The organism is Sphingomonas guangdongensis (assembly GCF_900199185.1).
GTDB lineage: Bacteria > Pseudomonadota > Alphaproteobacteria > Sphingomonadales > Sphingomonadaceae > Sphingomonas > Sphingomonas guangdongensis.
In genome coordinates, this window is sequence record NZ_OBMI01000001.1 from 116,494 (window position 1) to 129,889 (window position 13,396).

Consider the following 13,396-nt stretch of genomic DNA (forward strand, 5'->3'; position numbering starts at 1 on the left):
TCACCTTATCGGGGAAGTTTCCAAAAGGTGGCGGCGACTCGCTGTTTCACTTTCATGACTCGGTTCGTCGCAACCTTTGTTGCGGTGCAGCGGTATCCATGCTCCCTTGCTGAATGCCGGACGACGAGCGGTTAAGGGGTGGGTTAACCATTCGGGCGCATGTTCCGGTCGCAACATCGGGTGGGGTGGGAACATGGCTTCACGCATGAAACCGGCAGAGGGCGCGATGACGCTGGCCGAGATGAAGGAATTCGCGACATTCAGCGCGGCGACGCAGCGCTACATCCGTCGCTCGCTCGACATCGGGCTGGACCGCGAGGATGCGCTGCTGCGCTGGTCGCGCGACGTGGTGGAGGCAGCCTCAATCCGCGCCCAGGCCCGGATGTACGATCGCCTGCCCGACCTGCGCGCGACGGTGCCGGACGACAGCTCGCTCGATACGGTGGAGCCGTTCATGGCGCCGCTGATCACCGTCTCCGCCTTCGACCTGGGTCAGGGACGGCTGCCGACCTTCTCCGCCTATCGCTTCCTCTACGAGCGGCTGATCGGTGCGGAGGTGCGGCCGTGGCTGCCCGCCGCCTTCTGCGCGGCGGCGGCGCTGCCGACGCTGCACCCGGACCTGCGCCGCAAGCTGCTCCAGTCGATCAGCGAGGCGGCGGCCACCGCCAGCGGCTGGTCGTCACGCAAGCCCGCCTTCTTCCCCTATTGGGTGGAGAAGGTGAGCGACCTGGCGCTGCCGAATTAGGAGCGGGCGGCGTGCGGTTTGCGCGAGCAAACCGCCGACTCGCCACGTCGGGCAGCAGGGCGGCGCAGTCGTACTGTCTGACGACGTGGCATCACCGACACGCACGCCAGCCGGCGGCGCGGTTCGCCTGGTCTAGGTGAAAGTGGTCGCGGTGCGCGGCGTTGTAGTCGGGCGACAGCACGGTCGCGAACAGGTGGCACGCGCCGTCGCGCACCTCGCGCAGGAAGGCGGGCTTGGCGCCCGCCCCCGACCAGTCGCGCACCACCGACACGCGCGTGCCGTTCGCCAGCACGAAGCCCGCGACGTCCAGCGCATTGGCGCGGGCATGCTCGCTCCAGTCGCCCGCCGATCGCCCGTACATGCGTCGGCAGGAGTAGCTGCCGAAGTGCTCGATCGTGCGCACGCGGCTGCCGAAGTGACGCTCGGCGGCGGGCTGGAGCACGTTCCACTCCCACATGGCGAGGGCGGCGGCGACCGGGCACGCCATCCCGACGCCGCGCGGCGCGAAGCCGATCCGGCGCGCGCCTTCTGCCGGTAGCCGCACCGCATCGTCGTAGCCGCACTGCCCGGCAGTGACGGAGGCCAGCGCCTGGTACGCGATGCCCGCCTTGTCGAGCAGCGCGCGGCAGGCGGGGAAATCGTCGCCCAGGTCGGCGAGCTTGCCGGCCGTGAACATGCCTGGCGGCTCGGCGAGGTCAAGCGGAGTCCACGGCAGGTCCTGCGGTCGCGACTTGGCAAAGGCATAGAGCGCGAAGGCGATCGCGAGCAGGACCGCGACCAGCGTCGCCGTGCCGAGCAGGCGGCGGATCGCCCTCATGCGCGCCGCACGCTCGCCAACGGCTCGGCGGTGACCGGATAGCCGAGATCGTCGGGGATGCAGAGGTGGTCGACGCCGTTCCGCGCCTCGACCCACGGCGTCACTGTGCGAATCGGGTGCGCGCGCGCGTCGGCGACCGCTTCGTTGAAGCTGCGATATCGTGCCAACCGCTCAAGCGTCCGCCGGGTCGGGAAGATCAGCGACGCGCGCCCCGCCGCCGCGTCGGCCAGCACCTCGGCCGCCGTGGTCCAGAACAGCCGGCTGTTCTCCGTGCCGTCGACCGACGGCTCCGGCGCGCGGTCGTCCCAGCGGGTGAGATAAAAGCGCGTGTCGAACACGCGGGCGTGCAGCCCGAGCGGGAGCCAGCGGGCGAACGGCACCAGCTGGTCGAGATCGATCCCCTCGTCCTTCAGCACGGCGCCGATCGTCGCCCCGCCGTGCAGTTGTTCCCGCATTGCCGCGATCCGAACCGCGGTGGGTGCCGGCACGACCGCCGGCGCGATCCCCGCTTCCTCGATCGCCTCGCGCGTCGCGGCGATCCGCGCCGCTGACTCGTCGTGGCCGCCGAGTGCCTGGTCGCCGGCGTCGATCCGCCCGCCCGGGAACACCAGCGCGCCGCCCGCGAACCGCATCGCGCGCGACCGCTCCAGCATCAGCAGTTCGGGCGCGCCCGCCCCCTCGCGCATCACGATCACCGTGGCGGCGGGGATCGGGCTCTCGTCAGACACGCTTCAGCCGCACGATCGCCGCATCGAGCGCGGAGAGGAAGCGTGAGCGATCTTCCTTGGCGAACGGCTTCGGCCCGCCGATCCCCTCGCCGAGACCCGCGCGCAGGTCGGCCATGATCGCGCGCGTCGCGACCGCGCCGCCGATCGACGCGGTCGTGAACGGCTTACCGGTCGGCGCCAGCACGGTAGCGCCCGCCTTCAGGCAGCGATCGGCGAGCAGGATATCGGCGGTGACGACGATGCTCGCGGCGTCCGCGCGTTCCGCGATCCAGTCGTCGGCCGCGTCGAACCCGTCGGACACGACCACCCGCTCGATCAGCGGATGATCGGGCACGCGAAACGGCGCATTGCTGACCAGCGTCACCGGCACCACCGTCCGCCACGCCACGCGGTACACCTCGTCCTTCACCGGACAGGCGTCCGCGTCGACGAGGATGCGCAGGCTCACGGCCGGCGCGGTGCCCTGGGGCCGGCCGGCCGCGCCTTGTAGCCGCCGGGCGCACGCTGCTGCATCGGCCGGTTCGGTCCCCGCGGCGCACCGCGGCCGCCGCCCTGCCCGCCCTGCGGCGGTGGGCCCTGCGGCGCCGGCACGATCACGGCGTCGTCGTCCTCGCTCATCGTCCGGCGCACCTGATCGGCGACCCGGTCGGCGATCGCGCGCGGCACCTGGAAGAAGGTGTCGCTGTGCCCGATCCGGATCGCGCCCACCTCCGTCTTGGTGATGTGCGCGCGGCGGCAGATCAGCGGCAGGATCCAGCGCGGATCGGCATTCTGGCGCCGCCCTAGCTCCATCCGGAACCACACGGTGTCGTCGAACCCCGGACGATGGACCCGCTCGGGCGCCGGGCCGCGCTCGATCAGCTCCTCGGGTTCGGGCAACGCGGCGCGGTGCGCGCGGACCAGCAGCGCCGCGATCTCCTCCGCCGACCGCTCGGCGAGCAGCCGCTCGGCCAGCGCCTTGTCCTCGTCGTCGACCTCGACCGGCGCGAGCAGCGCACCCAGCAACCGCTCGCGATCCTGCGCGCGAATGTCCTCGGGCGACGGCACGTCGATCCACTCGGCGTTGATGCGCGCGCCGCGCAGCATCATCTCCGTCCGACGGCGGCGCGGGTATGGAACGATCAGCACCGCCGTTCCCTTCTTGCCCGCACGCCCCGTCCGGCCGGAGCGGTGCTGGAGTGCCTCCGCGTCGCGCGGCAGCTCGACGTGAACGACCAGGGAGAGCGTCGGCAGGTCGATGCCGCGCGCCGCAACGTCGGTCGCGACGCAGACGCGGGCGCGCCGGTCGCGGAGCGCCTGCAGCGCGTGGTTGCGTTCGTTCTGGCTGTGCTCGCCCGACAGCGCGACCGCGGAGAAGCCGCGCTCCACCAGGCTGGCGTGCAGGTGACGCACGTTGTCGCGGGTAGCGCAGAACAGGATCGCGGTCTCCGCCTCGTGGAAGCGAAGCAGGTTGATGACCGCGTGCTCGATGTCCGACGGTGCGACCGCCATCGCCTGATAGGTGATGTCGCCGTGCCCGCGCGCTTCGCTGGCGGTCTCGATGCGAAGCGCGTCGCGCTGGTACTTGCGGGCGAGCGCCACGATCGGCTTTGGCATGGTGGCGGAGAAGAGGAGTGTGCGGCGCTCGCTCGGCGTCGCGTCGAGCAGCGCCTCGAGGTCCTCGCGGAAGCCCATGTCGAGCATCTCGTCCGCCTCGTCGAGGACGGCCGCCCGGACGTGGCTGAGATCGAGCGCCCCGCGCTCCTCATGGTCGCGCAGGCGGCCCGGCGTCCCGACGACGATGTGGGCGCCGGCGTTCAGCGCGCGGCGCTCCTTGGACGCGTCCATCCCGCCGACACAGGTCGCGATCCGCGCGCCCGCCGCGGCGTAGAGCCAGCCGAGCTCGCGGCTGACCTGCAGCGCCAGCTCGCGGGTCGGGGCGATAACGAGCGCCAGCGGCGCGCCGGCGCCGGGCAGGCGGTCGCCCTCCAGCAGGTCGCCGCCGATCGCCAGACCGAAGGCAACGGTCTTGCCGGAGCCGGTCTGGGCGGAAACGATCAGGTCGCGGCCGGCGGCCTCGTCGGTGGTGACGGCTGCCTGGACGGGGGTGAGGGCGGTATAGCCGCGCGCGCCGAGCGCCTCGGCGAACAAGGGAGACAGGTGTGAAAAAGGCATGTGTGCTCGCAAATGGGGTGTGACCGGCCAGCGAGCAAGCGCGCTCCCCTCTCACGGCCGGCTTGCGTCGCGCGCAGCGGCTTCGTGTTCAGCGCCCCATGTCGGTAGTCGGGTGGGTCAGTGATGCGCGGGAGGCGGTGGTGGAGCTGAGGGGAATCGAACCCCTGACCTCTGCAGTGCGATTGCAGCGCTCTCCCATCTGAGCTACAGCCCCGCACTCCCGAACCGGCTTGGTCGCAAGGACCGCGCCGGGGCCGCTCCCCTATCAGATTGCTCGGGCGATGCAACGCCCCGCCGCCGCTTTTTGACGCGTCGCCCGTGCCGCTCGGCTCGCCGCAGCCGCGCGATCGGGGCGAGGAACCTTAACCTTCGTCAGCATTTGAACCGCTGAGGCGCCGGCGCCGTGAAGGTCCGTCAGGCACCCCGCGTAAATGTCAGGAGGATGACAGTGGCAAACGATCGCGACAGCTACTCGAACGACTATGGCCGTGACGCCGGCGACTACGGCCGCGACTATGGATCGGGACGCGACTACACCTATTCCAGCGCGCGCGACTATCAGGCGAGCGGCCAGATGGGCGGGCGTGACGACCGCAACTATCGCGGCGGCGGCACCGGCTACGGCGAGCGCAGCCAGCAGGGCGGCAACCGCGACTATTACGGCGGGCGCAGCGGCCAGGGCGACAATGATCGCGGCGGCTATGGCCAGGGCGGTTTCGGTCAGGGCGGCTACGGCCAGAACAGCTATGGCCAGCGTGACCAGGGCAACTACGGCAGCCGCAACTATGGCGACGACCGCGGCGGCTACGGCCAGAACAATTACGGCAACGATCGCCAGAGCTACGGTGCCGGCGGCCAGGGTGGCTATGGCGGCAGCTACGGCCAGAACCGCACCCGCGACTGGGGCAGCGACCGCAGCCAGCAGCGCAGCTACGGCGGCCAGCCGCAGGGCTACAGCTACCAGGATCGCGGCTTCTTCGATCGTGCGGGCGATGAGGTCCGCTCGTGGTTCGGCGACGAGGACGCGGAGCGCCGCCGCGACATGGATCAGCGCTATGACGAGCGGCTGGGCGGGTCGCAGCGCGGCAATACAACCGGCTACGGCCGCGACGAGGACTACCACTCGTGGCGCCGCACGCAGATCGACCAGCTCGACCGCGACTATCACGAGTACCGCCAGGAGAACGCCAAGAAGTTCGAGAACGAGTTCGGCACCTGGCGCTCCAACCGCCAGACGCAGCGGACGTCGCTCTCCAGCGTGAACGAGCACATGGAAGTGGTCGGTTCCGACGGGCAGCACGTCGGCACCGTCGACAAGGTGCGGGGTGACCGCATCATCCTGACCAAGAACGACGCCGACGCCGGTGGCCGGCACCACTCGATCCCGTCGAGCTGGCTCCAGTCGGTCGATGACAAGGTGACGATCAGCAAGACCGCCGACGAGGCGAAGAAGCAGTGGCGCGACGAGGAGCGCTCGGGCGCGCTGTTCGGCGAGGGCGACAAGTCGGACGACAAGGACGGCGGGTCGACCAACCTCAACCGCAGCTTCTCGGGCACCTACTGACGCCGGAGCGCACCGGTTAATCGGTAATGCGCGCGGCCCGGACGGGAACGTCCGGGCCGCTTTTCTTTACGTCACCCCGGCGCTGGCCAGGTCCCGGAATGACCTGGCGCGACCGAGCTCTACACGATCCCTCTCGAGGAGGGCTGGACCCCGGCCTGCGCCGGGGTCACGGCGGTTTGCCGGGCCTGCTGACGTCCCTCCCGCCTGTCGTTGGACCACTCTTCCCCCCTTGCCTCGCCGCCCCTACAGCACCCTTATGACCACGACGCCCCCCATCGCTCCTGTTCGCGCCTCCACCCAGACCTGGCACGGCATCACGCTCGAGGACCCGTACGCCTGGCTGCGCGACCCCGGCTATCCGAAGGTCACCGATCCCGAGATCCTCGACTATTTGAAGGCCGAGAACGCCTATTTCGAGGAGGTGATGGCGCCGCTGAAGCCGCTCGCCGACACGCTGTTCACGGAGATGCGCGGCCGCATCAAGGAAGACGACGCGACCGTGCCGCAGAAGGACGGCGACTGGCTCTACTGGACCGATCACGAGACCGGGGGCGAGTACCGCCGCTGGTGGCGGCGGCCGGTCGCGGGTGGCGCCGCCCAGCTGATCCTCGACGAACCTGCGCTCGCCGCTGGCAAAGAGTATTTCCGGCTGGGTGGCTTCGCCGTCAGCAATAATGGCCGCTACCTTGCCTACGCGATCGATGACAATGGCTCCGAGCGGTTCGAGCTCCGGGTCAAGGACCTGAACAGCGGCGCGCTGCTGCCGGACGTTATTCCGGGCATCCTCTCCGACATCGTCTGGACCGCCGATGACGCAGGCTTCCTCTACGGCCTCGCCAACGACCAGTGGCGCACCGACAATGCGCGCTACCACAAGCTGGGCAGCGATCCCGCGACGGACGTAGAGCTCTACCACGAGGCGGACGAGGGCTACCGCGTCGCCGTCGGCGAGACGAGCTCGCGCGCTTGGCTGGTGATCGCGACCGGCGACCATGTGACCAGCGAGGTGCGCCTGCTCCCCGCCGCCGATCCACTCGCCGAGCCGATCCTGGTCGTACCCCGGCAGGTGGGCCGCGAGTACGACGTCGACGAGCACGACGGCACGCTCTTCATCCACACCAACGACACCGACCCGATGTGGCGGCTGGTCACCGCGCCGGTCGAGCGCCCGGGCGAGTGGACCGAGCGGATCGCGCCCTCCCCGCACTTCTACATGACCGGCGTTACCACCTTCGCCGACTTCTTCGTGGTGGAGGGGCGCGAGGACGGGCTCGATCAGATCGAGATCCACTGGTACGATGGCCGCGCACCGCGCCGCATCTCCTTCCCGGAGGCAAGCTACGTCGCCGACCTCGGCGACAATCCCGAGTACGCCGTGGACACGCTGCGGCTCAGCTACCAGTCGATGGTCACGCCCGGCACCGTCTACGACTATGCGCTGGCGGACGGCGCGCTCACCACGCTGAAGGTTCAGACGATCCCGTCGGGCTACGATCCGGCCAAATACCGTACCGAGCGGCTGAGGATCACCGCGCGCGACGGCGTGGAGGTGCCCTGCTCGATCGTCTACCCCGTCGGCTACCCGACCGACGGCTCGGGCAAGCTCTACCTCTACGCCTATGGCGCATACGGCCATGCCATTCCGCCGGGCTTTTCCACCAGCCGCATGTCTTTCCTCGACCGCGGCATGGCGTTCGCGATCGCGCACATCCGCGGTGGCGACGACCTGGGCCAGCAATGGTACCACGACGGCAAGCTCGCCAAGCGCACCAACACCTTCAACGACTTTGTCGATGTGGCGAAGGGACTGATCGAGCGCGGCTTCACCCACGCGGGCGGCATCGCGATCGCGGGCGGCTCGGCGGGTGGCGAGCTGATGGGCGCGGTGGTCAACTCGGACCCGCACCTGTGGGGCGCGGTAATCGCCGACGTGCCGTTCGTCGACGTGCTCAACACCATGCTCGACGCCACTCTGCCGCTCACGCCGGGCGAGTGGCCGGAGTGGGGCAATCCGATCGAGGACAAGGCGGCGTTCGAGCTGATCCGCGGCTACTCGCCCTACGACAACGTCAGGTCACAGGATTACCCGCCGCTGTTCATCTCGGGCGGGCTCAACGATCCGCGCGTGACCTATTGGGAGCCCGCCAAGTGGGCGGCCAAGCTGCGCGCGACCAAGACCGACGATAACCTGCTGCTGCTCAAGACCAACATGGGCGCCGGCCACGGCGGCAAGTCCGGGCGTTGGGAGAGCCTGAAGGAAGCGGCGGAAGAGATGGCGTTCGTGCTGTGGCAACTGGGGGTCGCGAAATGATCCTGCTCGCGTTGGCGATCCAGGCGGCGGCGCCCGCGCCCGACACGGCGGCACTGGCGCAGCGCGTTGCCGAGAGCAGCACGCTTGCGCAGTTACTGCCGCTGATCGCCGGCAAGGAAGTCGGCGACTTGGCGAAGGAGCATCCGACCCTCACCGCCGCCGAGCAGGAGACGCTGCGCGCTACCGGCAGCGAGGTAATGGCGGCGGCGCGCACGCGCCTGATCGCGGCGCTCGCCCCGAGCTACGCCGCCGCACTCACCCCGGATCAGATGCGCGCGATCATCGCGTGGGAGGACAGCGCCGCCGCCCGCGCGCGCCGCGCCGCCGACGTGCCGGCGTTGGTGGGTGCCGCCAAGGTGCTGGACGGCTACGACTACAAGGGTGAGGTCATGAAGGCGTTCTGCGCGAAGACGGGCAAGGGCTGCACTCGAGCCAGATAAGTGCCGCCTGCATGCGCCACGTCACTATTGAGAGAAGGACATGCCGATGCGGTATTGTTACATGCTGGGCGCCGCGACGCTTCTGCTCGGCGTTCCGGCGGCGTCGCAGATGACGCAGTCGCAGCAACTCGATGCTGCCCGGAGCATATCCCGGCTGCTCGGCCTGTCGCCGGCCGGGACCGAGCTGTGGGCCCGCCAATCGTTGAAGCGAGCTCGCAACGACGAGCTCGACAAGATCTCCGCCGTGGAGTTGGAGATCGGGCGGGAACTGGCCCGGTCGACCCCCGACCGCGCGCGGCTCGATACGCTGGTTGAGCGCTTTGTTGTGGAAAATGCCGCGATTGAGCGTCGGCGCAAGCTGCAGGAGCTCGCGGACGCGTTCGAGCACACTCCAGCTGATCGGCAGCAGATCGGCCGGTTCATCGCTGACGCGGTTCGGGACGCGAACAATCGCGGCGCGGTGCTGCAACCGCTCCCGTGACCTAGGCAGAGCGAAACGTGGACGCCGCGCACCGGTCCAGCGTAATCGCAAAGGTCAGCCCGGCGATCGCGCCCGCCAGCAGATAGAGCGCCGTCAAGGTCGGCTCGAACCGCACGCCGGTCAGCGCGATGCCGAAGCCACGTGACAGGCCCGCCGGGATCACCGTCACGGTCGCCGCCACGGCGGTGATGCCAATGGCGGCGCTCACGACATGTCGCATGCGGCGTACCGGCTGTCCCCACCTGACGAGGATCAGGAATCCGCCGAGCAACAGCGCGCCCATCATCAGCTTGACGGCCGGACCGACATCGTCGGCGACCTGCCAGACGCGCGCCAGCAAGTTCCCGTTCGACAGAGCCGCCGGCGCAAAGCCCAGCAGGGCGATGAGTGCGCTAGGCAGGAAGATCGCGGTCACCCATGCCGCGATCCAGGCGGGCAAAAAGCAGCGCAGCGACATAGTGATAATAGCCCTCCAGACCGAAGCGGAAGCACGCGATCGACAATCGTCAGGCCGTTTCGCGCTCCAGCAGTTCGCCGGCGTCGAGCCCGAGCAGCGCGATATGCTCCTTCACGCGCGGCCAGGTGCCCGTCAGGAAGCGCTCACGCTCGGAGGCCCGCAGCGCCTCCACGGCGCCTGGCAGCACGAACATGCCCACACCGCGACGGACCTCGACATAGCCGTCGTCCTGGAAGCTCTGGTATGCCTTGGCGACGGTCAGCGGGTTGGCGCCCTGCTCGGCCGCATAGGCGCGGACGGAGGGCAGTTGATCGCCCGCGCGGTACTCGCCGCGGAGGATGGCCGCGGCGATCCCGGCGCGGAGCTTCAGATACACCGGGCTGTCGTCGTGATCATAGGCTGCCATGCTGCCATAATACAGTGTTTCGCCGCCGCGTCAAACCTGCCAGCGGCTGACGACCTGAGCGAGGTCGGGCCGGGGCCGCTCCTCGAGCGGTCTTCCAGGTGAGCCGATGAAGACAAATCCGGCGATCTTTTCCGCCGCCGTGCCAAACGCATCGCGGACCCGCTCGTCGTAGCTGGCCCAGCCAGTGAGCCACCCGCCGACATAGCCGTGCGCGGTCGCGGCGTTCAGCAGTTGCAGGCAGGCGGCGCCGGCCGATAGTTCCTGCTCCCAGAGCGGGATCTTGCTCGGCACCTGCGGGCTGGAGAGCACGACCACGAGGGTCGGCGCCTGGTGCGCGAACTGGACCACCGTCTCCAGCTCGGGGTCGGACACGTCCGGCTTGCTCGTCCGGTAGGCCGCGGTGAGAATGTCCGCCAAGGCCCCACGCTGGTCAGCACCGACGATCACGAAACGCCATGGCGCGAGCTTGCCATGGTCGGGCACCCGCGCGGCGATCGCAAGCATCGCGTGAAGCTCAGGATCGCTCGGACCCGGCGCCACCATGTCGCGCGGCTTGCCCGAGCGGCGGGTGGCGAGCAGCGAGAGCGCTGAGGATGTGTCATTGAACATGGGTGACGCGTCTAGCCGCGCTCCACCCGCCGCGCCACGCTTTACAGCCCGCCCCTGTCCGCTACGTTCGACCGATTGAGCGCCCGCCGCAGACGGGCGACCACAGTTCAGGGAGTATCCATGGTCGACAGCCCAGCCGAGGCCAACCCGATCGAAGGCGACATCAGCCACGTCAACCCGGCCGACGAGCGGACCTGGTTCGGCCACCCGCGCCAGCTCGCGCGGTTGTTCTCGACCGAGATGTGGGAGCGGTTCGGCTACTACGGCATGCGCGCGCTGCTCATGCTGTACCTCACCCAGCATTTCCTGTTCGGCGATCGCGCCGCGGCGGGGCTGTACGGCGGGTACACGGCGCTGGTGTACCTCACCCCGCTGATTGGCGGCTACCTGGCCGACCAGTATCTCGGCTCCAAGCGCGCGGTGAAGTTCGGCGCGGTGCTGATGGCCGCCGGTTACTTCACCCTGTGCTTCGGCGGTCAGACCGCGACGCCGTACGCGACGATCGACGGCCAGCGCTACGAAGTCGCGATCGAGCGTGACGCGGCAAGCGGCGCGGAGACGCGCTACGTGGTCGACGGCACCAGCCGTCTTGCGATCAAGGGCAATGACGATGGGTCGGTGTCGCTGCTGGGCGCGGATGGTGCGGTCGAGCGGTCGATCGCCAAGGGCGGCTTCGCCTCCGATGGGCAGCGCAGCCCGTTCTACGTCACCGTCATGCTGATCGCGCTGTCGATGGTCAGCGTCGGCAACGGCTTCTTCAAGCCCAACATATCGACCATGGTGGGGGAGCTGTACGCGACCGGCGACCGGCGGCGCGACAGCGGCTTCACGATCTTCTACATGGGCATCAACCTCGGCTCGCTGCTCAGCCAGTTCTTCTGTCCGCTGCTCGCGGTTGCGGTCGGCTGGTGGGCGGGCTTCGGGCTCGCGGCGCTCGGCATGCTGTTCTCCTGGACGCTGATCCAGTTCGATGGCGGGCGCCTGTCCGGGTACGGCGAGCCGCCGGTCCGCACCGGCGGCGACCGCGCGCTCGGCATCTATGCCGCCGCGACGATCGGCATTCCGCTGTTCTACCTGCTGTTCGTCAACCTGATGAACGCGAGCGAAGCCGCGGCGGGATCGGGCATCATCGGCTATGTCGCCGCGCTGCCGCTCATGGGTAAGCTGCTTTTTGGCACCTTCCTGCTCTCCGTGCCCGGGATCCTGATCTGGTCGTTCGTCGCGGGCGACCGCCGCGAGTTCCAGATGATGGTCGCCGCCATGGTGCTGATCGTATTCAACACCGTGTTCTGGACGCTGTTCGAGCAGGCGGGATCGAGCCTTACGCTGTTCGCCGACCGCAACACGGACCTGAATATCCTCGGCTACCAGATGCCGGCCGCGCAGACCCAGGTGTTTAACGCCCTGTTCATCGTGATCTTCGCGCCGATCATGGCGATCCTGTGGACCAAGCTCGCCGAGCGCGGGCGCGAGCCGACGATTCCGGTCAAGTTCGGCATCGCGCTGATCGGGGTCGGGCTGGGCTTCCTGTTCCTCGTCTGGGGTGGGCAATTCGCGGGACCGGACTTCAAGGTCGCGATCTGGTGGCTTGCCGGGCTCTACCTGATCCACAGCTTGGCGGAGTTGTGCATCTCGCCCGTTGGCCTGTCGATGATCACCAAGCTCTCCATCGCGCGCATCGTCGGGCTGATGATGGGCCTTTGGTTCCTGTCGATCTCGGTTGCGCAGTACGTGGCGGGTGTCGTCGCGCAGGTCGCGAGCGTGGAGACGGTCGGCGGGCAGGTCACCAACCTGAAGGTCAGCCTGGATACCTACAACGGCGTGTTCTGGACGATCGGCCTGATCGCGGCCGGCATCGGCGTGGTGCTCATCCTGATCTCGCCGCTCCTCAAGAAGTGGATGCACGGAGTCCAATGATACGCACCGTCCTCCTCGCCGCTGCCTTCTGCGCGCCCGCGATCGCCCACGCGCAGGAAGAGGCGCCGCGGCGCACGCGGGTGACGATCGGACCGCAGGTCCAGCCGCGGTTTCCGGGCGCGGACAGCTACAGCGTGCGGCCCTACTTCGATCTCGCCCGCACGCGCGGCGACGATCCGTACCGTTTCGAGGCGCCGGACGAGAGCACCAGCATCGCGCTGATCAGTACGGACACGCTGACGATCGGTCCCGCGCTCGGGTTCGAGGGACGGCGGCGCTCGCGCGATGCCGGCGGGCTCGACCGGGTCGGCTTCACCGTCGAACTCGGCGGATTTGCGCGCTGGACGGTGGCCGAGCAGTTCCGCCTGAGCGTGGAGGCGCGCCACGGCGTCAATGGGCACGGCGCGACGATCGGGATGGTCGGTGCCGACTACATCGCGCGCGACGGCAATCGCTGGCTGTTCTCGGTCGGCCCGCGCCTGACCGTCGGCAGCGGCAAGTACCACCGCACCTACTTCGGCGTGAACGCGCGCGAGGCGGCGGCGACCGGCGTGCCCGCCTACCGCCCGGACGGCGCGTTCCTGATGGCGGGGGCGACGGGAAGCGCCAGCCGGCAGCTGTCGGCGCGGTGGGGCGTGTTCGGCTTCGCCAAGTACGACCGACTGCTCGGCGACGCCGCGGACTCGCCGGTCGTGGATCGGTTTGGCAGCCGCAGCCAATGGTCGGGCGGCGTCGGGCTGAGCTACACCTTCGGACGAGGGTTGTAG

Annotated in this window: 14 protein-coding genes and 1 tRNA gene; 7 read left to right on the top strand and 8 right to left on the bottom strand. The window is 69.2% G+C overall.

Features of this window, described 5'->3' with window-relative positions:
* Window positions 1-205 precede the first annotated feature (205 nt).
* Window positions 206-745, top strand: coding sequence for a hypothetical protein (locus tag CRO12_RS00600; RefSeq protein WP_425442968.1), 540 nt, complete (start codon window positions 206-208; stop codon window positions 743-745).
* A 91-nt stretch (window positions 746-836) separates the two neighbouring features.
* Here CRO12_RS00600 and CRO12_RS00605 read toward each other — a convergent pair whose 3' ends face one another.
* The 5 genes from CRO12_RS00605 to CRO12_RS00625 form a co-directional block, all read right to left on the bottom strand.
* Entirely contained in the window at window positions 837-1,562 is a 726-nt protein-coding gene (locus CRO12_RS00605; RefSeq protein ID WP_097062115.1) for an extensin-like domain-containing protein, read from the bottom strand.
* The gene (locus tag CRO12_RS00610) at window positions 1,559-2,290 is read right to left on the bottom strand and encodes an NUDIX hydrolase (RefSeq protein WP_281253360.1); all 732 of its coding nucleotides are present in this window, start codon (window positions 2,288-2,290) and stop codon (window positions 1,559-1,561) included. The genes CRO12_RS00605 and CRO12_RS00610 overlap by 4 nt, the downstream gene beginning before the upstream one ends.
* The gene (locus tag CRO12_RS00615; protein ID WP_097063246.1) at window positions 2,283-2,732 is read right to left on the bottom strand and encodes a YaiI/YqxD family protein; all 450 of its coding nucleotides are present in this window, start codon (window positions 2,730-2,732) and stop codon (window positions 2,283-2,285) included. The genes CRO12_RS00610 and CRO12_RS00615 overlap by 8 nt, the downstream gene beginning before the upstream one ends.
* Before the next feature lie 2 nt (window positions 2,733-2,734).
* Complete coding sequence (locus CRO12_RS00620; RefSeq protein ID WP_097062116.1) at window positions 2,735-4,444, bottom strand: DEAD/DEAH box helicase; 1,710 nt, start codon at window positions 4,442-4,444, stop codon at window positions 2,735-2,737.
* A 138-nt stretch (window positions 4,445-4,582) separates the two neighbouring features.
* Window positions 4,583-4,658: transfer RNA gene (locus CRO12_RS00625), tRNA-Ala, on the bottom strand.
* 234 nt (window positions 4,659-4,892) lie between these two features.
* On the opposite strand from CRO12_RS00625, the gene CRO12_RS00630 reads away from it, so the two are divergent.
* From CRO12_RS00630 to CRO12_RS00645, 4 genes are all read left to right on the top strand, one after another.
* On the top strand, window positions 4,893-6,008 hold the full coding sequence (locus CRO12_RS00630; RefSeq protein ID WP_245858086.1) for a DUF2171 domain-containing protein: 1,116 nt from the start codon (window positions 4,893-4,895) through the stop codon (window positions 6,006-6,008).
* Between the two features lie 256 nt (window positions 6,009-6,264).
* Window positions 6,265-8,319, top strand: coding sequence for a S9 family peptidase (locus tag CRO12_RS00635; RefSeq protein WP_097062117.1), 2,055 nt, complete (start codon window positions 6,265-6,267; stop codon window positions 8,317-8,319).
* Complete coding sequence (locus tag CRO12_RS00640) at window positions 8,316-8,759, top strand: hypothetical protein (protein ID WP_097062118.1); 444 nt, start codon at window positions 8,316-8,318, stop codon at window positions 8,757-8,759. The genes CRO12_RS00635 and CRO12_RS00640 overlap by 4 nt, the downstream gene beginning before the upstream one ends.
* 61 nt (window positions 8,760-8,820) lie before the next feature.
* On the top strand, window positions 8,821-9,240 hold the full coding sequence (locus CRO12_RS00645; RefSeq protein ID WP_179640781.1) for a hypothetical protein: 420 nt from the start codon (window positions 8,821-8,823) through the stop codon (window positions 9,238-9,240).
* 1 nt (window position 9,241) lies between these two features.
* Here CRO12_RS00645 and CRO12_RS00650 read toward each other — a convergent pair whose 3' ends face one another.
* The 3 genes from CRO12_RS00650 to CRO12_RS00660 all read right to left on the bottom strand — a co-directional run bounded on the left by CRO12_RS00650 (window position 9,242) and on the right by CRO12_RS00660 (window position 10,712).
* Entirely contained in the window at window positions 9,242-9,655 is a 414-nt protein-coding gene (locus CRO12_RS00650) for a hypothetical protein (RefSeq protein ID WP_144033481.1), read from the bottom strand.
* A gap of 91 nt (window positions 9,656-9,746) precedes the next feature.
* Complete coding sequence (locus CRO12_RS00655; RefSeq protein WP_097062121.1) at window positions 9,747-10,103, bottom strand: GntR family transcriptional regulator; 357 nt, start codon at window positions 10,101-10,103, stop codon at window positions 9,747-9,749.
* A gap of 30 nt (window positions 10,104-10,133) precedes the next feature.
* On the bottom strand, window positions 10,134-10,712 hold the full coding sequence (locus tag CRO12_RS00660) for a nitroreductase family protein (protein WP_097062122.1): 579 nt from the start codon (window positions 10,710-10,712) through the stop codon (window positions 10,134-10,136).
* Between the two features lie 120 nt (window positions 10,713-10,832).
* On the opposite strand from CRO12_RS00660, the gene CRO12_RS00665 reads away from it, so the two are divergent.
* Entirely contained in the window at window positions 10,833-12,629 is a 1,797-nt protein-coding gene (locus CRO12_RS00665) for a peptide MFS transporter (protein ID WP_097062123.1), read from the top strand.
* Entirely contained in the window at window positions 12,626-13,396 is a 771-nt protein-coding gene (locus CRO12_RS00670; RefSeq protein WP_097062124.1) for a MipA/OmpV family protein, read from the top strand. The genes CRO12_RS00665 and CRO12_RS00670 overlap by 4 nt, the downstream gene beginning before the upstream one ends.

Bases quoted from the DNA above. Each gene is read 5' to 3' on its own strand.
- CRO12_RS00600 (WP_425442968.1), top strand. From the start codon at position 206: ATGAAACCGGCAGAGGGCGCGATGACGCTGGCCGAGATGAAGGAATTC.
- CRO12_RS00605 (WP_097062115.1), bottom strand. From the start codon at position 1,562: ATGAGGGCGATCCGCCGCCTGCTCGGCACGGCGACGCTGGTCGCGGTC.
- CRO12_RS00620 (WP_097062116.1), bottom strand. From the start codon at position 4,444: ATGCCTTTTTCACACCTGTCTCCCTTGTTCGCCGAGGCGCTCGGCGCG.
- CRO12_RS00635 (WP_097062117.1), top strand. From the start codon at position 6,265: ATGACCACGACGCCCCCCATCGCTCCTGTTCGCGCCTCCACCCAGACC.
- CRO12_RS00640 (WP_097062118.1), top strand. From the start codon at position 8,316: ATGATCCTGCTCGCGTTGGCGATCCAGGCGGCGGCGCCCGCGCCCGAC.
- CRO12_RS00645 (WP_179640781.1), top strand. From the start codon at position 8,821: ATGCTGGGCGCCGCGACGCTTCTGCTCGGCGTTCCGGCGGCGTCGCAG.
- CRO12_RS00655 (WP_097062121.1), bottom strand. From the start codon at position 10,103: ATGGCAGCCTATGATCACGACGACAGCCCGGTGTATCTGAAGCTCCGC.
- CRO12_RS00660 (WP_097062122.1), bottom strand. From the start codon at position 10,712: ATGTTCAATGACACATCCTCAGCGCTCTCGCTGCTCGCCACCCGCCGC.
- CRO12_RS00665 (WP_097062123.1), top strand. From the start codon at position 10,833: ATGGTCGACAGCCCAGCCGAGGCCAACCCGATCGAAGGCGACATCAGC.
- CRO12_RS00670 (WP_097062124.1), top strand. From the start codon at position 12,626: ATGATACGCACCGTCCTCCTCGCCGCTGCCTTCTGCGCGCCCGCGATC.